The sequence below is a fragment of the Mycobacterium sp. NTMscope_MAC_12 genome (genome assembly GCF_976985675.1).
In genome coordinates this window covers 2,455,115-2,477,326 of record NZ_CDRJYY010000001.1, presented here as the reverse complement: position 1 = coordinate 2,477,326, position 22,212 = coordinate 2,455,115, and the positions used below count along the sequence as shown (strand labels likewise).

The following is a 22,212-nucleotide window of genomic DNA, read 5'->3' as shown; positions in this document are numbered from 1 at the left end:
TCAACATGCGGTTGAGCTGCGAACACGGCATACTTCTGTCAAGACATCAGCAAATGTCAAAACGGTGTCAACCACAACTCTTAATCGCAAGGCGAGGCAGATGGAATTCCAATTAGTCGGAATGCGCTGCGGGGGGGACCCCAGCACCTCGGCGAGTACACCGGCGCCGGCCGGCACGCGGACGGCGGCACCGGCTCACCCATTCATCACGGTAGGGAGTGCAAGGCGATGACTGCGGTCGTTGAAGTACCACAGGCTGACGTTGAGGGCATCTCACAGCCCCAGGCGGTCGTCGTCGGCGTGATGGCCGGCACGGGCGTCCAGATCGGCGTCCTGCTGGACGCGAACGCCCCCGTCTCGGTCATGACCGACCCGTTGCTGAAGGTGGTCAACAGCCGGCTCCGCGAGCTCGGCGAGACTCCGCTGGAAGCCGCGGGCCGGGGCCGATGGGCGCTGTGCCTGGTGGACGGCTCGCCGCTGCGGGCCACCCAATCGCTCAGCGAGCAGGACGTCTACGACGGCGACCGGCTGTGGATCCGATTCATCCCGGACACCGAGCACCGCTCGCAGGTCATCGAGCACATCTCCACCGCGGTCGCCGCGGACCTCAGCAAGCGCTTCGCCGCCATCGACCCCGTGGTTGCCGTGCAGGTCGGTGCGGCGATGGTGGCCATCGGGGTGACGACCGCGACCGGTCTGCTCGGCTGGTGGCGCTGGCACCACAACTCGTGGCTGCCCACCGTCTACGCGGGCGTGATCGGCGTGCTGATGCTGGGCGTTTCGCTGTTGCTGTTGATGCGGGCGACCACCCAGCAGGATCGGCGCGTCGCCGACATCATGCTGTTGAGCAGCCTCGCACCGCTGTCGATCGCCGCGGCGTCCGCGCCGCCCGGCGGCGTCGGGTCGCCACACGCGGTGCTGGGCTTCGGCGTCCTCACCATCGCCGCGATCCTCGCGCTGCGTTTCACCGGGCGTCGGCTGTCGATCTACACCGCGATCGTCACCGTCAGCGCGATCGCGGCCGTGGCCGCGTTGGCGCGCATGGTGGCCATGACCAGCGCCGTGACGCTGCTGACCTGCGTCGTGCTCGTGTCGGTCCTGATCTACCAGAGTGCGCCCGCGATCTCCCGGCGGCTGGCCGGCATCCGCCTGCCCGTCTTCCCGTCGGCCACCAGCCGATGGGTGTTCGAGGCTCGGCCCGACCTGCCCACCACGGTGGTGCGCAACGACGGCGGCCCCCCGGTTTTGGAGGGACCCGCATCGGTCCGCGACGTGCTGACGCAGGCCGAACGCGCCCGTTCGTTCCTGTCGGGTTTGCTGATCGGGCTCGGCGTGCTGATGGTCGTCTCGCTGACCGCCCTGTCGGACCCGCACACCGGGCAGCGCTGGTTGCCGGTCCTGCTGGCGGGCTTCAGCGCGGGATTCCTGTTGCTGCGGGGCCGCTCGTACGTCGACCGCTGGCAGGCGATCACCCTGGCCGGCACCGGGGTGCTGATCGTCGGCGCTGTCGTGGTGCGCTACGCGCTCGTGCTGCAGTCCTCGCTGGCGGTGTCGATCTGCGCGGCGATCCTGGTTTTGGTGCCGGTCGCGGGGCTGACATCCGCGGCCGTCGTGCCAAACACCGTCTACAGCCCGCTATTCCGCAAATTCGTGGAATGGATCGAATACCTCTGCCTGATGCCAATTTTCCCGCTGGCATTGTGGTTGATGAATGTCTATGCAGCAATCCGCTACCGCTGACGGCAAAGTGTGGCGTGGCCGCGGCATCGCCGCGAGCGTCACCGCCGCCTTGCTCGCATCGGGCGCGTTGGCGAATCTGCCGCCGGCGTATGCGATCTCGCCTCCGACGATCGACGCCGCGGCGGTGCCGCCGGACGGTCCGCCCGGGCCGGGGGCGCCGATGAAGCAGAACTCGTACTGCACCGAGGTGGGCGTGCTGCCCGGCACCGATTTTCGGCTGCAGCCCAAATACATGGACATGCTCAATCTGCAGGAGGCGTGGCAGTTCGGTCGCGGCGCCGGCCAGAAGGTGGCCGTCATCGACACCGGCGTCACCCCGCACCCGCGCTTTCCGCACCTGATCCCGGGCGGCGACTACATCATGTCCGGTGACGGGCTGTCCGACTGCGACGCGCACGGCACCATCGTGGCGTCGATGATCGGGGCGGCCCAGGCCAACGGCGCGGGCGTACCGCCGGCGGCACCGCGCAAGCCGGTCACCATTCCCACTACGGAGCCACCGCCCAAAGCACCACCGCCGCAGACGGTGACCCTCTCACCGCTGCCCCAGACCGTGACGATGGTTCCCCCGCCGCCCCAGGAGCAGCAGCAGCCTCCGGGCCCCTTCGGGGCGCCCCCGCCGCCACCGGCCGCCCCGGCGCCCGGCGGGCCCGCCCCCGGACCCCCCCAAGGCGGGCAGGCCCCGGCGGGCAACCACGGCGCCGGCACGGTGACCATCCCCGGCTACTCCGGTGGTGGGCGTGTGGTCGAGGTAGACAATCCGCGTCCGCTCGACCCGCCGCCGCCGGCACCACCGCCACCCGCGCCCCCCAAGGGTGGTCCGGATGCGTTCAGCGGGATCGCACCTGACGTCGACATCATCGCGATCCGGCAGACCAGCCAGGCCTTCGGCCTCAAGGACGCCTACACCGGCGATGAGGATCCGCAGACGTCGGCGAAGATCGACAACGTCCAGACGATGGCACGGGCGATCGTGCACGCCGCCAACATGGGCGCGTCGGTGATCAACATCTCCGACGTGACGTGCATGAGCGCGCGCAACGTCATCGACCAGCGCTCGCTGGGCGCCGCGGTCCGCTACGCGGCCGTCGACAAGAACGTCGTCATCGTGGCCGCGGCCGGCGACACCAGCAAAAAGGACTGCAAGCAGAACCCGCCTCATGATCCGTTGCAGCCCAACGATCCTCGCAACTGGAATGCCGTCACCACCGTCGTGACGCCGTCCTGGTTCAGCGACTACGTCCTGACCGTCGGGGCGGTCGACGAGGAAGGCCGCCCGCTGAGCCAGGGCAATCAGGGCCAGGCGTCGACGAGCGTGGCCGGGCCGTGGGTGGGGATCGCCGCGCCCGGAACGGACGTCGTCGGGCTTTCGCCGCGCGACGACGGGCTGATCAACGCGATCGACGGACCGGACAACACGCTGCTGGTTCCTTCCGGCACCAGCTTCTCGGCGGCGATCGTGTCGGGGGTTGCGGCGCTCGTGCGCGCCAAGTTCCCGCAGCTATCGGCGTATCAGGTCATCAACCGGTTGACGCGCACGGCCCGGGCTCCCGCCCGCGGCGTGGACAACCAGGTCGGCCACGGGGTCGTCGACCCGGTCGCGGCACTGACCTGGGATGTGCCCGACGGTCCGGTGAAGCCGCCGCAGCAACTGTCGGCGCCGCTGACCGTTCCGAAACCGGCCCCGCCCCGCGATATGGTGCCAGTATGGGTTGCCGCCGGAGGATTGTTCGTGGCGTTGCTCATCGGCGGCGGAGTGTTCGGCACGGCGATGCTGATGAAGCGTTCTCGGAAACAGCAATAGGGGCGGAGCAGCAGCACTCATGAAGGCGCAGCGCAGGTTTGGGTTGTCTTTGTCGTGGCCGCGGGTGACCACGGTGTTCCTGGTCGACGTCGTGATCATGGCGGTGGCCAGTCACTGCCCGGAGACCTGGCAGGGCACCTACCGCATCGCCTTTTGGGTGGGGGTCGGTCTGGCCGCGCTGATCACGCTGCTGTCGCTGGTCACCTACCACGGCCTGACGGTGACGTCGGGGCTGGCGACCTGGCTGTGGGATTGGTCCGCCGATCCGGGCTCCGCGCTGGCGGCCGGCTGCACCCCGGCCATCGACCACCAACGCAAATTCGGCCGCGACAAGGTCGGCGTGCGCGAGTACCAGGGCCAGCTCGTCACGGTGATCGCCGTCAACGGCGGCGAGGACGATTCGGCGTCGCGCCATCGTCACCGGTCGTCGCGCCCCACGCTGCTGGTGCAGGCCGTCGCCTCGGGGCTGCGCCAGTTCGACATCCACCTCGATGACATCGACATCGTGTCGGTGAAGGTGCGCCGCGGCGGTAATGCCGCCGAGTTGTCCAAGCTCGACGACTGGGGCCCCGAGGAATGGGAGGTGGCGAATGACCAGCCCACCTCCTACGTGCGCCGGACCTGGCTGGTGCTGCGGATGAACCCGCAGCGCAACGTCGCCGCGGTGGCGGCCCGCGATTCGCTCGCGTCGACCCTGGTGGCCGCCACCGAGCGGCTCGCTCAGGATCTCGACGGATTGACCTGTGCGGCAAGGCCGTTGACCGCCGAGGAGCTCGCCGAAGTCGACCGCGCGGTGCTCGCCGATCTGGAGCCGACCTGGAGCCGGCCCGGGTGGCGCCGCCTCAAGCACTTCAACGGGTTCGTGACGAGCTTGTGGCTGACGCCGTCGGACATCACCACCGACAAGCTCGAGGAGCTCTGGGAGGACGACACTTTCGCCACCGTGCTGACCATTCGGCTCACCTCCCGCGGCGGCCGTCCGCAGGTGTCGGCGTGGGTGCGATACCACACCGAGAAGCGGCTGCGCAGAAACGTCTCGTCGGGACTCAACCGTCTCACCGGTCGTCAGCTGGCCGCGGTGCGAGCCAGCCTGCCCGCCCCGACGGCCCGCACACTGCTGGTGGTGCCGAGCCGTCCGTTGCGCGCCGACGACGATGACCTCGCGCTGTCCGTCGATCAGCTGCGAGGGAGCTCGGCGGGCGTACCTGTAGCGCAATGACGAGGCCCCAATCAACCGCCGAAGGCGCCCGTAACGCGATGGTCGCCGGCCTGTTGGCGTCGGGCGTGTCGGTCAACGGGCTGCAACCCAGCCACAACCCGCAGGTTGCGTCGCAGATGTTCACCACGGCGACCAACCTGGACCCGTCGATGTGTGACGCCTGGCTGGCGCGGATGCTGGCGGGCGAGCAGAGCCTCGACGTGCTCGCCGGCGCCTGGTCGTCGATCCGGACGTTCGGGTGGGAGACCCGCCGCCTCGGGGTCACCGAGCTGCAGTTCCGCCCGGAGGTGTCCGACGGGCTGTTCCTGCGGCTGGCGGTGACCAGCGTGGAGTCGCTGGCATGCGCCTACGCCGCGGTGCTTGCCGAAGCCAAACGCTATGCGGAAGCGGCGAAGCTGCTCGACGGCGTCGAACCCCGCCAGGCCTTCGAGGAGGAGCTGGTCAGCTACGTGCGCGGCGTCCTGTACTTCCGCACCGGGCGGTGGCCGGACGTGCTCAACCAATTCGCCGAGGGCAAGGGGTGGCGCCAGCCCGAGCTGAAGGCCGCCGGGGCGGCGATGGCCACCACGGCCCTTGCCTCGCTGGGCGTGTTCGAAGAGGCCCTGCGCCGGGGCCAGGACGCCATCGAGGGCGACCGGGTACCGGGCGCGGCCAACATCGCCCTGTACACCCAGGGCATGTGCCTGCGCCATCTGGGCCGCGAGGACGAGGCCGTCGAGCTGCTGCGGCGCGTGTATTCGCGGGATCCGAAGTTCACCCCGGCCCGGGAAGCGCTGGACAACCCGAACTTTCGCCTGATCCTGACCGACCCGGAAACGATCGAGGCCCGCACCGACCCGTGGGACCCCGACAGCGCGCCCACCCGCGCGGAGACGGAGGCCGCCCGCCACGCCGAGGATGCGGCGAAGTACCTGGCCGAGGGCGACGCCGAGCTCAACGCCATGCTCGGCATGGAGCGGGCCAAGCGGGAAATCAAGTTGATCAAGGCGACGACGAAGGTGAACCTGGCGCGCGCCAAGATGGGCCTACCCGTGCCGGTGACGTCGCGCCACACCTTGCTGCTCGGTCCGCCGGGGACCGGAAAGACTTCGGTGGCAAGGGCTTTCAGCAAGCAGCTGTGTGGGTTGACCGTGCTGCGCAAACCGGTGGTCGTCGAGACCAGCCGCACCAAGCTGCTGGGCCGGTACATGGCCGACGCGGAGAAGAACACCGAGGAGATGCTCGAGGGCGCCCTGGGCGGTGCGGTCTTCTTCGACGAGATGCACACGCTGCACGAGAAGGGCTATCAGCAGGGCGATCCCTACGGCAACGCCATCATCAACACGTTGTTGTTGTACATGGAGAACCATCGCGACGAGCTGGTCGTTTTCGGGGCTGGCTACGCCAAGGCCATGGACAAGATGCTTGAAGTGAATCAGGGTCTGCGACGGCGGTTTTCGACCGTGATCGAGTTCTTCAGCTACACCCCGGACGAACTCGTCGCGCTGACCCGGCTGATGGGCCAGGAAAACGAAGACGTCATCACCGATGAGTCGGCGCAGGCCTTGCTGCCGTCGTACACCAAGTTCTATCTCGACGAAACGTATTCGGAAGACGGGGATCTCATCCGCGGCATCGATACGCTCGGCAATGCCGGCTTCGTGCGCAACGTGGTGGAAAAGGCCCGGGATCATCGCAGTTTCCGTCTGGACGACGAGGACCTGGATGCGGTCCTGGCCAGCGACGTGACCGAGTTCACCGAGCGCCAACTGCTGCGGTTCAAGGAGCTGACCCGCGAGGATCTCGCGGAGGGCCTCAGCGCAGCGGTGGCCGAGAAGTCGGACTAGCGGCGTAGCCGGGCTCGGCGGGCATGGGGATTGTGCTGCACGTCAATTTGACTCAACGAATCCCGGGTGCCACCATGGCCTGTGCAAGCACCTCGCTAGGTGAGGCGTCTGCACGGACATAGGCCACTGACCTCGAACGTCGAGAGACGCCCAGGGTCAGGACAGCTCCTCCCGGATTAAGGGTTGAGCCCAAGTGGCTTCCGGCTCTGGTGAGGCGGATACGCCGTGTGGTGCCGAAGCTCTGACGAGAGGGGTGCCCGCCCAACGGTTCTCGCGTTGGGCGCTTCTCCCCGTGTGCGACGTATGGCATCCCCGTATGCCCTGGCCGCGAGGAGGTGAGGAGCGAAATGAGTTCCGGTGATAGTCCGCATCCCAGATCGATGACCATTTCGTTGCGATCCGACCCCGGCCACCTTTCGTAGCCTGATCGGCTCCTTCCACTTATTCTCGCGCACGCCAACGCTTTTCGCGTGCGTGCGCGAGTGTGCGCGGAATTAGCCCGACTGGCACATCACGGCTGAGTTCGGTCTCTTCAGTGAGGAGAACTCCGATGTCGTTTCCGATGACGCGTTGCGAAGCCGTTGCTGAGTTATCAGCGTCAACCGCAACACAATTCAGCGTCGACGCCATGTGCCGGACGTCAGGGGCACGGGCGATGGCCGACACGATCGCAGCGAGCTAGGGGAGGGGGCCCGAAATGTTTGTGGACTTCGCAATGCTCGCACCCGAGATCAACTCCGCGCGTATGTATGCCGGACCCGGGTCGGGCCCGATGCTGGTCGCCGCGTCGGCGTGGCATGGCTTGGCCGCGGAATTGCGTTCGGCCGCACTGTCGTACGGGTCGGCGCTCTCGTCGCTGGCGAGCGAGGAATGGCACGGCCCGGCATCGGCGGCGATGGTCGCCGCCGCGACGCCGTACGTGGCCTGGATGAGCACCACCGCCACGCGAGCCGAGCAGGCCGCGGCCCAGGCCGAAGCCGCCGCGGCGGCCTACGAGGCCGCGTTCGCGGCCACGGTGCCACCGCCGGTGATCGCGGCGAACCGTGCGCAGCTGGCGACGCTGGTCGCCACCAACATGCTGGGCCAGAACACGCCGGCGATCGCGGCCACCGAGGCGCAGTACGGCGAAATGTGGGCCCAGGACGCGGCGACCATGTACGGCTACGCCGGCTCCTCGGTGCCGCGACCCGCCTGGCCATGTTCACCGACCCGACGCAAACGGCCAGCCAGGACGGCCAAGCCCGCCAGGCCGCCGCGGTCGCCCAGGCGACGGGCACCACGGCGGGAAACCAGCAGGCGACGTTGTCGCAGCTGAACACCGCCGTGCCCAATGCGCTGCAGACCCTGTCGTCACCGACGGAATCATCGACGCCCTCGACGTCGGGCGTGTCGTCGATCCTGGACCCGAACAGCAATTTCTGGAACACGATCACGTCGACCGGCGCAATTAACCCAGCCCAGATCGTGCAGAGCGTGACGAGCTCGACGCTGATCGGCGCCAGCGCCGGCGCGCTCAACGACATCGCCAGCGGGGCGCCGGCGGCGACGGGCATCGGCACAAGCGCCCAAGGACTGTCGGGTTTGGCGGGCGTGGGCAATGCGGGCGCATCGGTCTCGGCGGGGCTGGGCCGGGCGTCGCTGGTCGGTCCGCTGTCGGTGCCGCCGAGCTGGGCCCCTCCCGCGCCGGTCGCCAGCCCGTTGGGGCCGGCGCTGGGCGGCACCCCGATGGTGGCTCCACCTCCGGCGATGGCGGCTGGCCTGCCCGGTATGCCGTTCAGCCCCATGGGCAGCCACGGACTCGGACGCGCCATCCCGCAGTACGGCTTCCGGCCGAATTTCGTGGTGCGCCCGCCCGCGGCCGGATAGGTCTCCGGCACGCGCCCTTGGCTTTGGGGCGAAAACCGTTACCGCCCCGATCTTTACAACGGCGGATGGAAAAATTCGTGGTGCCGATCGCGCCGCCGCCGTGCGCCGAGAGGTCTGTGTCACACCCGAAAGCCGCTGCGCCTTACGGGAATTCATCCCACAGGAAATTGTCAGTGGCCCACCAGCGCCACAGCAGACTGGCCGCGTCTAGTGGTATGAACGGACCCCGTAGGACACAGCGTGACCACAACCGCCAGTTCGGCGATGACGACGCCGTCGGCTCGAACTGGGCTTAATCGCATTTCCGCGAAAATGGCGCGGAATCGTCCTTTGGCGATTCCGAAAGCCAGAACTCATCGTTGATAAAGAAAGTTTTTCGGTCGTCGCGTCGCGTCGCAATGCGGACACCTTCGAAGCAATACATCAGAACGCCCAACCCCGCCCGACGCGCGCATACCAGGTGATATGCGCCACTAATCGAAAGGATGTCATGCGCCGTTCTCACACCGGCACTGAAGGCTGCGACATCGATGTTTTACACGGCTTTACCTGGCGGGAACGCCGCCTGAATACCAACGGTGCAACATCGTCATTGCGATAGCAGCGTGGCTTGACTACTCATTCATCCGCCCTTTATGGCGCCGGTTTGCAGCTAGGAGAGTAGGGCTTGCTGTCTTCCAACCCGCGAAATGCGCGCCCGCAGTCGAAGGCATGCTTCGTGAATTCCCTTCCAGGCGCGAATTTGTCGACGCGCGGCCCCCGACGCCGCGCTCAGCGTGGCCGAGACTCGAGGAGGTCCTGAATGCTGGACTTCGGCGCGTACCCACCCGAATTCAACTCGGGGCGGATGTATGTCGGCGCGGGATCGGGGCCGCTGCTGGCCGCCGCCGCGGCCTGGGACGAGTTGGCCGCGGAATTGCAGACGACGGGAGCGTCTTACGGCTCGACCATCGAGACGCTCGCGACGGGCCCCTGGACGGGCCCCTCGTCGCTGGCGATGGCGGCCGCGGCCGCCCCCTACGTCGCCTGGATGCACGCGACCGGGGCGCAGGCCGAGGAAGCCGGCGCGCGGGCCAAGCTCGCCGCCGGCGCCTACGAGGCGGCATTCGCGGCCACGGTGCCGCCGCCGGTGATCGCGGCCAACCGCGCCCTGCTCGCCACGTTGGTCGCCACCAACATCCTGGGCCAGAACACCCCGGCGATCGCCGCCACCGAGGCCCATTACATGGAGATGTGGGCGCAGGACGCCGCCGCGATGTACGGCTATGCGGCATCCTCGGCGAGCGCCTCCCAGCTGACCCCGTTCGCACCGCCCCCGCGCACCACCAACGATTCGGCCGGGCCCGCCCAAGCCGCAGCGGTCGCTCAGAGTAGCGGCCAGTCCGGCACCACCACCGCCACCCAGCTGTCGCACCTGAGCGGCACGCTGCAGCCTGCGGTGCAATCCGTGGCGAACGCCGGCTCGTCGGGAACGTCATCCGCCGAACTGACGACGCCGAGTTTCATCACCAACTGGAACGAGTTCTGGTCGGTGGTGACCGGGGTGTACTCGCCGCAGTCGTGGACCACCATCCCCGGCGGCCCATTCCTGTCGTTCGGCCAGGCGTACGCCTGGGGGCAGAACGGGCAGGGCGCGGCCGCCTATCTGGCTGGGCCGAAAGCCATCTCGGGCGCGTTGGCCCCGCTCACCGGTGGCGCCGATGCCGTCAAGCCCATGCTCAGCTCCGCGGTCGGGGCGGGGCAGGTGTCGGGATCGATGGGCAAAGCCGCTCTGGTCGGCGGCATGTCGGTGCCGCAGGGCTGGACGGAAGCCGCCCCGGCGATCCGAACGCTGGCCCAGGGGTTGCCGACGAACTTGGCGGCGGCGCCGGCCGCGTTGGCCGGCGAGGAGGGCGTCTTCAGCCAGATGGCCCTGTCGAGCTTGGCCGGACGCGCCGTCGCCGCCGCCGCAACCCGTCCGGTCGGCGGCGCCGCCACGGCAATGGGAGCGCTGGGCGGCGTTGCCGCGGAGGCCGATCCGGCCGCGGCCACCATCATCGTGATCCCGTGCATCGAGGAATGACCGCGATGACCAAACCGCATGGCAGCCAGGTGCTTTCGCTCGAATTCCGAGGTAAGGGGTAACACGGATGTTTTACGGAGCCTTTCCGCCGGAGTTCAATTCGGGCCGGATGTACAGCGGCCCGGGCGCCGGATCGCTGGTGGCCGCGGCGACGGCCTGGCAGGGCCTGGCCACCGAATTGCAGTCCACCGCGACCTCCTACGCGGCGACGATCTCGAGCCTGACCGCCGGCCCCTGGGCGGGTCCGTCGTCGTTTGCCATGGCGTCCGCGGCCGCCCCGTACGTGGCCTGGATGCAGCAAACCGCCGCCGCCGCCGCGCAATCCGCGACCCAGGCCACCGAAGCGGCAACCGCCTACGAGGCGGCCTTCGCCGCCCATGTGCCGCCGGCGGTGATCGCCGAAAACCGGGCGCTGCTGGCGCAATTGGTGGCGACGAACCTCTTCGGGCAGAACACGTCCGCGATCGCCGCGAACGAGGCCCAATACGGCGAGTTCTGGGCGCAGGACGCCACGGCGATGGACACCTACTTCGCCTCCTCGGCGACCGCTTCCAACAAATTGACGGAGTTCAGCCCGGCGCCCCAGACCACCAGCGCGGCGGCCGAACCGATGCAAGCGGCCGCGGTGACGTCGGCGGCCGGCACCCCCGCCGCCAACGTGGCGAACGCCGCGGCGACGGCGGCGACCACCACGCTGCCCTACAGCGGGCCCTTCTCCGGGGCGGCGAACCTGGCGTACCTCTATCAGACGTTCATGACGAATCTCTTCAACACCGTCCCGGGCGGGGCGAGCTTCTACACCGCGATGTACAACGCCGTGAAGGTGCCATTGGGACTGACCACCCAGTTCAACGACGTCGGATTGCTGGTCAACTTTCCGCTGTCACAGTGGCTCAAGTTCGCCCCTCCCGTCGCGTACGGTGCGTTGCCCAAGGACGCTCTCGGCGCGGGGCTTGGGGCGTTGGGCTTCGGTCGCGGGACGCTCTACAGCGCGATCAGCCCCATCGCCGGCATGGGCAATGCCGGCACCCTGGTGGGCAAGCTCTCGATCCCGCCCAGCTGGGCCACGGCCACGCCGTCGGTGAGGACCGTCGCGGCCGCCCTGTCGGCCGCCGGGACCGAGGCCGTGCCCGCGGCGGCGCTGGGCGAGGGAAGCCTGTTCAGTTCGATGGGCCTGGCCGGGATGCTGGGCAGCGCGCTGGGCTCCGGGGGGCCCACCGCGGTCCGCGGTGGGGTGCGCAACCGGATGGCCGCGATCAAGGACCTCAAGGACAAGCAATCGCCCGAACAGCTGAAACGCCTTGTCGCACAGATCTCGGAGAAGCCCGAAAGCGTGCAGCACCACAACGTCGATCAGGAAAACCTCGACGCGCTGCTCGAGCAGCTGGCCAAGAAACCCGGCATCCACGCGGTGCATCTGAAAAAGGGGGGCAAGTCCAACGTCCTACCGACCGACGCCCAGTCGGGTTAGGGGACAGCGCAATCCGTGTTCACGCCGCCGGCCGCGCGTGATGACAGAAGGGTGATGAGTGATGACAAAACTACTGGCGCTCCTGGGTGCGTTCGCGATGATCGGCCTTGCCGCACCGGCTTACGCCGATCCCGGGCCAGAACCGAACGGTGACGACGGCGGCTTCATCACGGCGCTGCACCAAGCCGGATTCAGCTTCGCCAGCCCGGGTTCGGCCGTCGCCGCCGGACAGGCCGTGTGCTCGTGCTTGAACAACGGTGAACCGGGATTGGAGGTCGTCCACGACGTGAAGGCCCGCAACCCCGGCATGGATATGGAGATGGCGTCGAATTTCGCTGTGCTGTCCGCGAAGTTCTACTGCCCCAACCAGCTCTCCAAAGCCTGATCCGCAGGCGGCCCTTCGGGCCGGTGACGCTGAATGTTTTGTCGCGCAGCATGTCTGCGGCCTCGAGGCTGGGCGCTGCGCGCGTCGCGGCGGCATGGGAGAATCTCGAGTCATGAGACTGCTGCTGGCGCTGGGCGTCGGCGTTTCGGCCGCCATCGGTCTGTCCCCGCTCGCGCATGGCGAACCGGGGTCGACCGGTGGCGACGAGGCCGGGTTCCTCGCTTCGCTGCGCGGCGCGGGCATCACGTACGCGACCCCGGATGGGGCCGTAAAGTTCGCCAAAGCCGTCTGCGTGTCGATGGGAAACGGCGAGTTGGGCCCCCAAATGGTGGACGAATTGAAGAGCCAAAACCCCGGACTCACCGACGACCACGCGACGTCGTTCTTGGCGATCGCGGCGAAATTCTATTGCCCGCAGCAACTTAACAGAAGATAGCTGCGTAGCACGCGGCGACCGTGCAATCGGCCGGGCCGGTTTCGCGCCCGAAATCCCTTGCGCGCGGCGCGCATTCACCTCGCTGGCATCAGCGGTTGGCGGAGCGGACTGCCGATCCTGAGAATTTCTCAGCCGAAGGACGCTTTGCAGCGCTGCCGTAAACACATGGAATACACATATGCTCCATCGGCGAATCTCATGAATTCCATGTGAGCCGCACCTTGTTCGCGGGATGCCCGCGTATCCGCTCCTACCCTGGCGCCAGAAGGACGGGAGGCAATGGGTGGACTTCGGGGCGCTGCCACCAGAGGTCAATTCAGGACGGATGTACGTGGGTGCCGGATCGGGGCCCTTGCTGGTCGCCGCCGCGGAATGGGATGCCTTAGGAGCCGAACTGTATTCCTACGCGGCGGCCTACGGCTCGACGGTCGCCGGCATGACCGCGGGGTCCTGGCTGGGACCGGCAGCGTCGTCGATGAGCGCCGCGGTCGCGCCGTACGTGGCGTGGGCGACGGCGACCGCTGCCCAGGCGGAGCAGGCGGCGACGCAGGCCCGGCTCGCTGCCGCGGCCTACGAGACCGCGTTCGCCGCGACGGTTCCCCCGCCGGTGATTGCCGCCAACCGCAGCCTGTTGATGACGCTGATCGCCACCAATATCCTTGGCCAGAACACCGCGGCCATCGCGGCGGCCGAAGCGGAGTACGCCGAGATGTGGGCGCAGGACGCCGTGGCGATGTATACCTACGCCGCCTCGTCGGCGGCGGCCACGCAGCTGGCGCCCTTCACCGAGCCGCCGCAGACCACCGATTCATCCGCGGCGGCACGGCAATCCGCCGCCGTGGCGCAAAGCGCCGGTTCGGATCTCCAATCTGAGCTGTCAGCGATGGTCAACGCGGCGCCCATCATGTTGCAAGCCCTGGCGACGACCCCGTCGGCCGCGGCGGCGACGCCGGCGGCGTCGATCATCGAAGCCATCTACCCGATTACGGCCGCTCTGCGGCCCTTTTTCGCCGCTGTCACCGGTGCTTACAGCCCCATTGGGGCACTCATCGTGCCCGGCGGCTGGTTCCTGTTCGCCCTCCAGCCCTTAGGCGTAGCCCAGAACGCGCCGGGTGTCGCCGAACTGCTCGGCGGCGGGAAGGACATCGTCGGGGGACTCTCGCCGCTGGCGCCGCTGCGGGGCGGCTACGTCTCCGCGGTGACACCGGACATCGGGGGCGTGGCGGGGTCGATGGGCCGCGCGACCCTGGTCGGATCGCTGTCGGTTCCCCAAGCCTGGGCCACCGCCGCGCCCGTGATGAAAACGATCGCGTCGATACTGCCGGGTGCGAGTTTGGGCGCCGTCCCGCCGATGACCGCCACGGCGCAGGGGGCGATGTTCGGCGAGATGGCCATGGCGAGCGTGGCCGGACGCGCGCTCGCGGGCGCCGGCGTGCGCACCGTTAGCAACGGCACGACCGGCGTCGCCGCGGCGGCCGCCGACGGCGTCGCGACCACCGCCACGATCATCGTGGTGCCGGCGGATTGAGGGGCTTCGACATGACACCTCAGACCGCGTTCGACCGTGCAGGACGGCCCATGTCAGCCGTGACTCCACCGCCGCAAACGCCCGCGCTGCACGCGATGTTTGCCGGCACCCTCGCTTCGTCCGCGGCGGCCACCGGCCCGGCAGGCGCGGGAAGGCCATCGCCATGACTTTCGCCTTCCAGCCACCCGAAATCACCTCCGGCCAGATGTATACGGGTCCGGGGGTGGGGCCGATGTTGGCGGCCGCCGCCGCGTGGGACGCGCTCGCGGCCGAACTGCAGTCCACGGCGTCGTCCTACGGCTCGATCGTCGAGGGCCTGGCCAACGAGGCGTGGGCCGGCCCGTCGGCAGCCGCCATGGCCGCGGCGGCCGCGCCGTACGTCGCATGGATGTCGGCGACCTCGGCGCAGGCCAAGACGGCGGCCGTCCAAGCCACGGCGGCCGCGGGCGCCTACGAGAGCGCATTCGCGGCGGTGGTGCCGCCGCCCGAGATCGCGGCCAACCGCGTCCGGCTGGCAACGCTGTTGGCTACCAACGCTTTTGGGCAGAACACCGCAGCGATCGCCGCCACCGAGGCCGAATACGGGGAAATGTGGGCCCAGGACGCCGCCGCGATGTACGCCTACGCCGGCGCGTCCGCTGCCGCCACGCGACTGGCACCGTTCACCGAGCCACCCCAGACCACCAACCCGACGGGGATCGCCGCCCAGGCGGCCGCGCTGGGCGAGGCAACCGGCGTGGCAAGCGGCACCGCCGCCACCGCGGAGGCCGCGGCCCCACCGTCGGGCATCATCAGCCAGCTGCTCGAGGCCATCGGCAACGCGTCCCGCGGCTACATGGACTTCTGGGACCAGGTGCTCAACACCCTGACCGGGTCACCGTTGGCCGGGACGACGTGGCAGAACACGTTCGGGATCCTGGCCGACATCGGCCGGTTCAACACGGTAGCCAGCGAAGCCCTGGCTCCGATCAATCTCGGCATGACCGAGTTCAAGTATTTCTACAACCTCCCGGTTGAGGGCCTGGACATCCCGAAGTCCGCGCTGGGAGCCGGGCTCGGGATGCGGTCGGCCGGCGCGGGCCTGACCAGCGCGGTATCGGCGGGCATGGGCGAGGCGAACGTGGTGGGCAAGCTATCGGTGCCACCGACCTGGGCGTCGGCGACCCCGGCCATCCGGCTGGCCAGCGGCCTGGCGCCGAGCGCCGGCATCGCCGCGGCGCCCGCGGCCGGAATTCCGGGCAGCCTGCTGGGTCAGATGGCGCTGGGAAGCCTGACCGGGGGCGCACTCGGCGCCGTCACGCCGCAGGTCGTGAGCGGCAGGGGGGCCCGCGCCGGGGGCGCGGCGAAGCCCGCCGAGCCCGTCAAACTCGACGACGTCATCGCGAAGCTGCAAAAGCAACCGGAAGCCGTGCAGCACTGGAACGTCGACAAGGCCGGACTCGACGATCTGCTCGACCAACTGTCGAAGAAACCCGGCATCCATGCGGTGCACGTGTCCGGCGGAGACAAGCCCAAGGTGACGTTGCCAACTCTCGGAAAGGCGGGATCGGCATGAAAAGTCTCGTTGCGCTGCTGTGCGCCGCCGGCGTGGTCGGTTTCGCGGCGCCCGCGCACGCCGAGCCCGAGGGCGACGATGCGGCGTTTTTGGCCAACCTCAGCAACTCCGGCATCACCTACAGCAGCCCGAGCCAAGTCATCACGTCCGCCAAGGCCGTGTGCGGGTTGATGGGCAGGGGCGAAACGGGTTTGCAGGTCGTCAGCGACATCAAGGACCAAAATCCCGGCATGACGATGGACGCCGCCGCCAAATTCGCGGCACTCGCATCGAACGCCTACTGCCCCCACCACCTCACGCCCAAAGCCGGTTAGCCTGAGACTCGCCGCCCGCCGGGGGACATACCCGACGCCAGCGGTTCGGTTGGGCTCCACTTGCGGTTAACCCGGATTTGGTTGGCTCCCTTCGCCGTCTGCAACCGGGAAGGAGCGGGTCGTGGAAACGCTGAGCGCCGTCGATTTCGCGCTGCGCCTGGGCGTCGGTGTGGGCTGCGGCGCCCTCATCGGCCTGGAACGGCAGTGGCGGGCCCGTCGGGCCGGCCTGCGCACCAACGCGCTGGTTGCCGGGGGCGCAACCCTGTTCGTCCTCTACGCGGCGGCCACCTCGGATTCCAGCCCGACCCGGGTCGCGTCCTATGTGGTGTCCGGTATCGGCTTCCTCGGCGGTGGGGTGATCTTGCGGGAGGGGGTCAACGTCCGGGGCCTCAACACGGCCGCCACCCTGTGGTGCTCAGCGGCCATCGGCGTGCTGGCCGCTTCCGGGCACCTGGTCTTCGCGTTGATCGGCACCGGCACGGTCATCGGCATTCATGTGCTGGGGCGCCCGCTCGGCCGGCTCATCGACCGCGATAACAGCGCCGACGAAGACGAAAGCCTGCTGCCGTATCTGGTGCAGGTGGTCTGCCGCCCCAAGCACGAGAAGTACGCGCGCGCCCAGATCGTCCAGCATGCCGGCGGCAATGACATCACGCTTCGCGGGATCCACACCGGGCATCCCGCCGACGACGAGATCACCCTGACCGCCCACCTGCTGATGGATAGTGACGCCCCGGCCCGGCTGGAGCGGCTGGTGGCAGAGCTCTCCCTGCTGCCCGGCGTTCGGGCGGTCCAGTGGTATGCCGGGAACGACGTGCAGTCCGACGATCGCCGGTGAGCATCACGGCGTTCGTCGTAGTCTTACCTGTGTGAGTGCCCTTTCCGGCGTCCTGTCCGCGCTGCCTCCGCAGATGCGGGACCCGGTGCTGTTCGCCATTCCGTTCTTCGTGTTGCTGCTGACCCTCGAATGGACCGCGGCCCGCAAGCTGGAACACCTCGCGGCCGACGCCGAGCGTCCGGCTTCGGGGGCGCACCGCACCCGCGACTCGCTGACCAGCATCTCGATGGGGCTGGTCTCGGTGGCCACCACCGCCGGCTGGAAGACGCTGGCCCTGCTCGGCTACGCCGCGATCTACGCCTACCTGGCGCCGTGGCACCTGTCGGCGACCCAGTGGTACACCTGGGTGATCGCTATTCTCGGCGTCGACCTGCTGTACTACGCCTACCACCGAATCGCCCACCGGGTGCGGTTGATGTGGGCGACGCACCAGGCCCACCACTCCAGTGAGTACTACAACCTCGCCACCGCGCTGCGTCAGAAATGGAACAACAGCGGCGAGATCTTGATGTGGATTCCGTTGCCGCTGTTGGGAATTCCGCCGTGGATGGTGTTCTTCAGTTTCTCGGTGAACTTGATCTACCAGTTCTGGATCCACACCGAGCGGATCGACAAGCTGCCCCGGCCGTTCGAGTTCGTCTTCAACACACCGTCGCATCACCGGGTGCACCACGGAATGGACAAGGTGTACCTGGACAAAAACTACGGTGGCATCTTCATCATCTGGGACCGGCTCTTCGGCACCTTCCAGCCCGAGCTGTTCCGCCCGCACTACGGCCTCACGAAGCAGGTGGACACCTTCAACATCTGGAAGCTGCAGACGCGCGAATACGTTGCGATCGCCCGCGACTGGCGGACGGCCACCCGGCTGCGGGACCGGCTGGGCTACGTGTTCGGCCCGCCCGGCTGGGCGCCGCGCACCGCCGGTCAAACCGGTGCGACGGCCCCGCTCGTGACCACTCTGTAACATCGGCGCTGCCCGGCGCGAAAAGCTGAACGTGGAGGCCGGTTACGCCGTAACCTCGACCTCCCGTCGGTATCCGCCCGATGGATCGGAGTGAATGGTGCATCGCCTGGCAATGCGCGCCTTCGCCGCGTCGGTTACTGTCGCGGCGCTCGCCTCCTTGCTGCCGGCGGCGCCGGCAAAAGCGGACGTCGTGGTGTATCCCGGCATGGAGATACGCCAGGACAACCGCGTCTGCACGTTGGGATATGTCGACCCCGCCCTGAAAGTCGCGTTCACCGCCGGACACTGCCGCGGCGGGGGCGGAGTGGTCACGGATCGGGGCGGCGCCGTGATCGGCCGTCTGGCGGCCTTCCGGGACAACACACCCAGCGGGACGACGGTGTCCACGAGCCAGGTGATCAACGATTACGAGGCGATCGTGCTGGACAACGACGTCACGGCGAACAACATCCTGCCGGGCGGTCGTCCGCTGGTCTCCGACCCCGGCCTGGCGCTGACGCCCGGGCAGCCGATCTGTCATTACGGCGTGATCACCGGGGAAACCTGCGGGACGGTGCAAAGCGTGAACAACGGCTGGTTCACCATGTCCAACGGCGTGCAGAGCCACAACGGTGACTCCGGTGGGCCGGTGTATCTGGCGCCCAGTGGCGGCCCGGGACAGCTCGTCGGGATCTTCAACAGCGTGTGGGGGGACTTTCCGGCGGCGGTGTCGTGGGGGGCCACCTCGCAGCAGGTCCGCGAGGATCTCGGGGCGCGCGACAACGCGCGTTAGCGGCCCGGCCGGATCGCCTCAGCCCGCCTTGGTGAGCGCAAACACCGGAATCGTCGGCGCCGCGGCGCGGAACTGCTCGTCGCTGCTGTCCGGCGTCAGCCCCGCGACGTAATCCTTGACCTGCCAATACCACCGGGCCAGGTAACGCCTCAGCAGATCGGGCTTGACCGCGTCGTCGACCTCGCTGGCCCGAACGCGTTGGCGACGCCACCGTGGACCCACCTCGACGACGGCCGCAGCCCGGACGTTGCGCGCCCACTGGGTGTTGCCCCGGGGCGAGACCAGGTAGTCCACCCCGTCGACCGTCAGCAGGTTGACCACGACCGCGCGCTGCTTGCCCGACTTGCGCCCACGAACGCGCAGCGCGCGGGTGCCGGCGATGCTGATCCCCGCGTCGGCCAGCCAGCGGATCGCCAGGTTGGCCGCGCGGGCGGCCCGGTTCGGCTCCTCATAACGCGTGGACATGGTGCATCCTCTCGGCTAATCCCGTCAGAATTGTTGAGAGCGGCGCTCTCACTTCTGATGAAGCTGCCACAACGCGCTCCAGAAAGCAAGAGCAGTGTTCTCGGTTGTGTCAGACTGATCGCGTGGGCAAACGCCAGGAGTCACGGGAACAGATCGAGGCGCGAATCATCGAACTCGGTCGCCGCCAACTGGTCGAGCGCGGTGCGGCCGGATTGTCGGTGCGGGCGATAGCCCGCGACCTGGGCATGGTCTCCTCAGCGGTGTACCGCTACGTCTCCAGCCGCGACGAGCTGCTGACCTTGCTGCTGGTCGACGCCTATTCCGACCTGGCCGACACCGTGGAACGCGCCCGCGAAACCGCGGGGGAGCTGTGGAGCGACGACGTCACCGCCATCGCGCGGGCGACCCGGCGGTGGGCCGTCGCCCACCCGGCGTGCTGGGCCCTGCTGTACGGCAGTCCGGTCCCCGGCTATCACGCGCCGCCGGAGCGCACGGTCGCCGTCGGCACCCGGGTGGTCGCGGCCCTGTTCGACGCCGTCGCGTCCGGCATCGCCACCGGGGACATCCGGCTCACCAATGATCTTGCGCCGCAACCGATGTCCTCCGACTTCGAGCGGATTCGACACGAATTCGGATTCCCCGGTGACGATCAGGTGCTTGCCAAGTGCTTCTTGCTATGGGCCGGGGTGCTCGGCGCCATCAGCCTCGAGGTGTTCGGGCAATACGGCACGGACACCCTCACCGACCCGGAGGAGATCTTCGACGCCCAGCTGCGGCTGCTGGTGGATGTGCTGAGCCAACATTGATGCCCCGGGGACCGGCGAACACACGGAATTAGAACGTGTTCACCCGGGGATTTCCGGCGCGGAACGGCCCGGCATGGCAAAGTCGTTCGGCCCCTTTCTGGCGGCCCGGCGGCTGGACTATTCTGCGAGACGATGACCCTTCCCGTTGAATCGCCAACGCAGATCGCGTGGGTTACCGCCGACCTCGACGCCACAGAAACGGCGCTCACCGGCCTGTTAGGTGTCCGGAAGTGGGTGCGAATACCCGACGTGCACTTTGCTCCGGAAGCCTGCAGCTACCACGGCAAGCCCGCCGATTTCGTCGCCAGCATCTCTTTGAGCTACCTCGGCGACATGCAGTTAGAGCTGATCCAACCGGTGCGCGGCGAGAACATCTATAGTGACTTTTTGCGCGATTGCGGGCCGGGTTTGCACCACATCTGCATGGAGGCCGAAAGCCCCGAGCAATTCGAGGCGGCGTTGGTCCAGGCGGCCGAGCGAGGCGCCGCGATCGTGCAGCAAGGCGTGATGCCCGGCGGAATCCAGTTCGCCTACGTCGCGGCGCCACAGGCGGGTGTGCCGTTCGTGGAGTTCGCGTACATCGCGCCCGAAATGAGGGCGTTTTACGACTACATCAAACAGGAGCAGCGCCAATGAGCACCGAGATTCCGGCGACAGTCAGTGCCAACGACGTGACGTCGTGGTCCGACGAGGTCGACGTACTGGTGATCGGCTTCGGCATCGCCGGCGGCTGCGCCGCGGTCAGCGCGGCGGCCGAAGGGGCGCGGGTGCTGGTGCTCGAACGCGCGGCCGCGGCCGGCGGCACCACTTCGCTTGCCGGGGGCCACTTTTACCTCGGCGGCGGGACCGCGGTGCAGCAGGCGACCGGTCAGGACGACTCGGCCGAGGAGATGTACAAGTATCTCGTCGAGGTCTCGCGTGAGCCCGAACTCGACAAGATCCGCGCCTACTGCGACGGCAGCGTCGAGCATTTCAACTGGCTGGAAGACTTGGGCTTTCAGTTCGAGCGCAGTTACTACCCGGGCAAAGTCGTCGTGCCGCCGGGCACCGAGGGACTCAGCTACACGGGCAACGAAAAGGTGTGGCCCTTCTGCGAGCGGGCCAAGCCGGCGCCGCGCGGGCACTCCGTGCCGGTCCCCGGCGAGCTGGGCGGCGCGGCCATGGTCATCGACCTGTTGGTGAAGCGGGCCGACTCGCTGGGCGTGCAGACCCGCTACGAGACCGGCGCCACCAATCTCATCCTGGACGACGACGGCGCCGTGGTCGGCGTCGCCTGGAAGCACTTCACCGAAACGGGCGCCATCAAGGCCAAAGCCGTCATCATCGCGGCCGGTGGTTTCGCAATGAACCCGGAGATGGTCGCCGAGCACACTCCCGCTCTGGGCCAGCCGCGGCGCACCAAGCACCACGGCCTCGCGGCGCCCTACATCCTGGGCAACCCCAACGACGACGGGCTGTCCATCCGGATGGGGGTCTCGGCGGGTGGCGCCACCAAGCACATGGACGAGTTGTTCATCACCGCGGCCGCCTACCCGCCCGAGATCCTGCTGACCGGTGTCATCGTCAACAAGGAGGGCAAGCGCTTCGTCGCCGAGGACTCCTACCATTCGCGCACTTCGGCTTTCGTGCTCGAGCAGCCGGAGCAGACCGCATACCTCGTCGTCGACGAGGCGCACACGGAGATGCCGGCGATGCCGCTGATCCGTTTCCTCGATGGTTACGAGACGATCGCGGAAATGGAAGCCGCGCTTGGCATCCCGGCCGGCAACCTCGCGGCCACCCTGGACCGCTACAACGAGTTCGCCGCCGCCGGTGAGGATCCCGACTTCCACAAGCAGCCGGAATACCTTGCGCCGCAAGACAACGGCCCGTGGGCGGTGTTCGATCTGTCGCTCGGGCGTGCGATGTACTCGGGCTTCACGATCGGCGGCCTCGCGGTGACCGTTGACGGCGAGGTGCAGCGGGCCGACGGCACCGTGGTGCCCGGCCTGTACGCCGCGGGCGCGTGCGCGTCCAACCTCGCCCAGGACGGCAAGGGTTACGCGAGCGGGACGCAGCTGGGTGAGGGATCGTTCTTCGGGCGCCGCGCCGGAGCGCACGCGGCCCGGCGGACCGGGGCAGCGTAGGCGCGCGACGACCCAGCGCCGGAGTGTACGCG

18 protein-coding genes, 1 pseudogene and 1 riboswitch are annotated in these 22,212 nt (G+C 68.3%); of the genes and pseudogenes, 18 read left to right on the top strand and 1 reads right to left on the bottom strand.

Annotation, left to right across the window (positions count from 1 at the left end; genetic code table 11):
* The first annotated feature begins 228 nt into the window (after positions 1 to 228).
* From eccD to AC0KS4_RS11325, 15 genes and pseudogenes are all read left to right on the top strand, one after another.
* Positions 229 to 1,740, top strand: coding sequence for a type VII secretion integral membrane protein EccD (eccD, locus tag AC0KS4_RS11395; protein WP_238955878.1), 1,512 nt, complete (start codon positions 229 to 231; stop codon positions 1,738 to 1,740).
* Positions 1,718 to 3,544, top strand: coding sequence for a type VII secretion-associated serine protease mycosin (locus tag AC0KS4_RS11390; RefSeq protein ID WP_225341295.1), 1,827 nt, complete (start codon positions 1,718 to 1,720; stop codon positions 3,542 to 3,544). The genes eccD and AC0KS4_RS11390 overlap by 23 nt, the downstream gene beginning before the upstream one ends.
* A 19-nt stretch (positions 3,545 to 3,563) precedes the next feature.
* Positions 3,564 to 4,763 (top strand): type VII secretion protein EccE, encoded by a 1,200-nt coding sequence (gene eccE, locus AC0KS4_RS11385; RefSeq protein WP_238955877.1) that lies wholly within the window; start codon positions 3,564 to 3,566, stop codon positions 4,761 to 4,763.
* Positions 4,760 to 6,589, top strand: coding sequence for a type VII secretion system ESX-5 AAA family ATPase EccA5 (eccA5, locus tag AC0KS4_RS11380; protein ID WP_043954905.1), 1,830 nt, complete (start codon positions 4,760 to 4,762; stop codon positions 6,587 to 6,589). Before eccE ends, eccA5 begins: the two co-directional genes overlap by 4 nt.
* A gap of 84 nt (positions 6,590 to 6,673) precedes the next feature.
* Positions 6,674 to 6,849: riboswitch (M-box (ykoK) riboswitch) on the top strand.
* A 437-nt stretch (positions 6,850 to 7,286) separates the two neighbouring features.
* Positions 7,287 to 8,455 (top strand): annotated as a pseudogene (locus AC0KS4_RS11375) (PPE family protein).
* Between the two features lie 802 nt (positions 8,456 to 9,257).
* Positions 9,258 to 10,517 carry a PPE family protein gene (locus tag AC0KS4_RS11370; protein WP_225329212.1) on the top strand — a complete coding sequence of 420 codons (1,260 nt, stop codon included), beginning with the start codon at positions 9,258 to 9,260 and terminating at the stop codon, positions 10,515 to 10,517.
* Between the two features lie 67 nt (positions 10,518 to 10,584).
* Complete coding sequence (locus AC0KS4_RS11365) at positions 10,585 to 11,988, top strand: PPE family protein (protein WP_238955876.1); 1,404 nt, start codon at positions 10,585 to 10,587, stop codon at positions 11,986 to 11,988.
* A gap of 58 nt (positions 11,989 to 12,046) precedes the next feature.
* Positions 12,047 to 12,373 carry a DUF732 domain-containing protein gene (locus AC0KS4_RS11360; protein WP_238955875.1) on the top strand — a complete coding sequence of 109 codons (327 nt, stop codon included), beginning with the start codon at positions 12,047 to 12,049 and terminating at the stop codon, positions 12,371 to 12,373.
* 112 nt (positions 12,374 to 12,485) lie between these two features.
* Positions 12,486 to 12,809 carry a DUF732 domain-containing protein gene (locus AC0KS4_RS11355; RefSeq protein ID WP_225329215.1) on the top strand — a complete coding sequence of 108 codons (324 nt, stop codon included), beginning with the start codon at positions 12,486 to 12,488 and terminating at the stop codon, positions 12,807 to 12,809.
* A 283-nt stretch (positions 12,810 to 13,092) separates the two neighbouring features.
* Entirely contained in the window at positions 13,093 to 14,337 is a 1,245-nt protein-coding gene (locus AC0KS4_RS11350; protein WP_238955874.1) for a PPE family protein, read from the top strand.
* A gap of 163 nt (positions 14,338 to 14,500) precedes the next feature.
* The gene (locus AC0KS4_RS11345) at positions 14,501 to 15,892 is read left to right on the top strand and encodes a PPE family protein (protein ID WP_238955873.1); all 1,392 of its coding nucleotides are present in this window, start codon (positions 14,501 to 14,503) and stop codon (positions 15,890 to 15,892) included.
* Positions 15,889 to 16,206 carry a DUF732 domain-containing protein gene (locus AC0KS4_RS11340; protein WP_238955872.1) on the top strand — a complete coding sequence of 106 codons (318 nt, stop codon included), beginning with the start codon at positions 15,889 to 15,891 and terminating at the stop codon, positions 16,204 to 16,206. The genes AC0KS4_RS11345 and AC0KS4_RS11340 overlap by 4 nt, the downstream gene beginning before the upstream one ends.
* 121 nt (positions 16,207 to 16,327) lie before the next feature.
* Complete coding sequence (locus AC0KS4_RS11335) at positions 16,328 to 17,044, top strand: MgtC/SapB family protein (protein WP_225329219.1); 717 nt, start codon at positions 16,328 to 16,330, stop codon at positions 17,042 to 17,044.
* Between the two features lie 31 nt (positions 17,045 to 17,075).
* Entirely contained in the window at positions 17,076 to 18,011 is a 936-nt protein-coding gene (locus tag AC0KS4_RS11330) for a sterol desaturase family protein (protein WP_238955871.1), read from the top strand.
* A 94-nt stretch (positions 18,012 to 18,105) separates the two neighbouring features.
* Positions 18,106 to 18,783, top strand: coding sequence for an Rv1815 family serine proteinase (locus AC0KS4_RS11325; protein WP_225329221.1), 678 nt, complete (start codon positions 18,106 to 18,108; stop codon positions 18,781 to 18,783).
* Positions 18,784 to 18,801: 18 nt separating this feature from the next.
* Here the strand turns inward: AC0KS4_RS11325 and AC0KS4_RS11320 are convergent, their stop codons facing one another.
* Positions 18,802 to 19,248, bottom strand: coding sequence for a nitroreductase/quinone reductase family protein (locus AC0KS4_RS11320; protein ID WP_225329222.1), 447 nt, complete (start codon positions 19,246 to 19,248; stop codon positions 18,802 to 18,804).
* Between the two features lie 122 nt (positions 19,249 to 19,370).
* On the opposite strand from AC0KS4_RS11320, the gene AC0KS4_RS11315 reads away from it, so the two are divergent.
* From AC0KS4_RS11315 to AC0KS4_RS11305, 3 genes are all read left to right on the top strand, one after another.
* Positions 19,371 to 20,054, top strand: coding sequence for a TetR/AcrR family transcriptional regulator (locus tag AC0KS4_RS11315; protein WP_225329223.1), 684 nt, complete (start codon positions 19,371 to 19,373; stop codon positions 20,052 to 20,054).
* A 132-nt stretch (positions 20,055 to 20,186) separates the two neighbouring features.
* Complete coding sequence (locus AC0KS4_RS11310) at positions 20,187 to 20,690, top strand: VOC family protein (protein ID WP_225329224.1); 504 nt, start codon at positions 20,187 to 20,189, stop codon at positions 20,688 to 20,690.
* Positions 20,687 to 22,180 carry an FAD-binding protein gene (locus AC0KS4_RS11305; protein ID WP_225329225.1) on the top strand — a complete coding sequence of 498 codons (1,494 nt, stop codon included), beginning with the start codon at positions 20,687 to 20,689 and terminating at the stop codon, positions 22,178 to 22,180. The genes AC0KS4_RS11310 and AC0KS4_RS11305 overlap by 4 nt, the downstream gene beginning before the upstream one ends.
* Positions 22,181 to 22,212 lie beyond the last annotated feature (32 nt).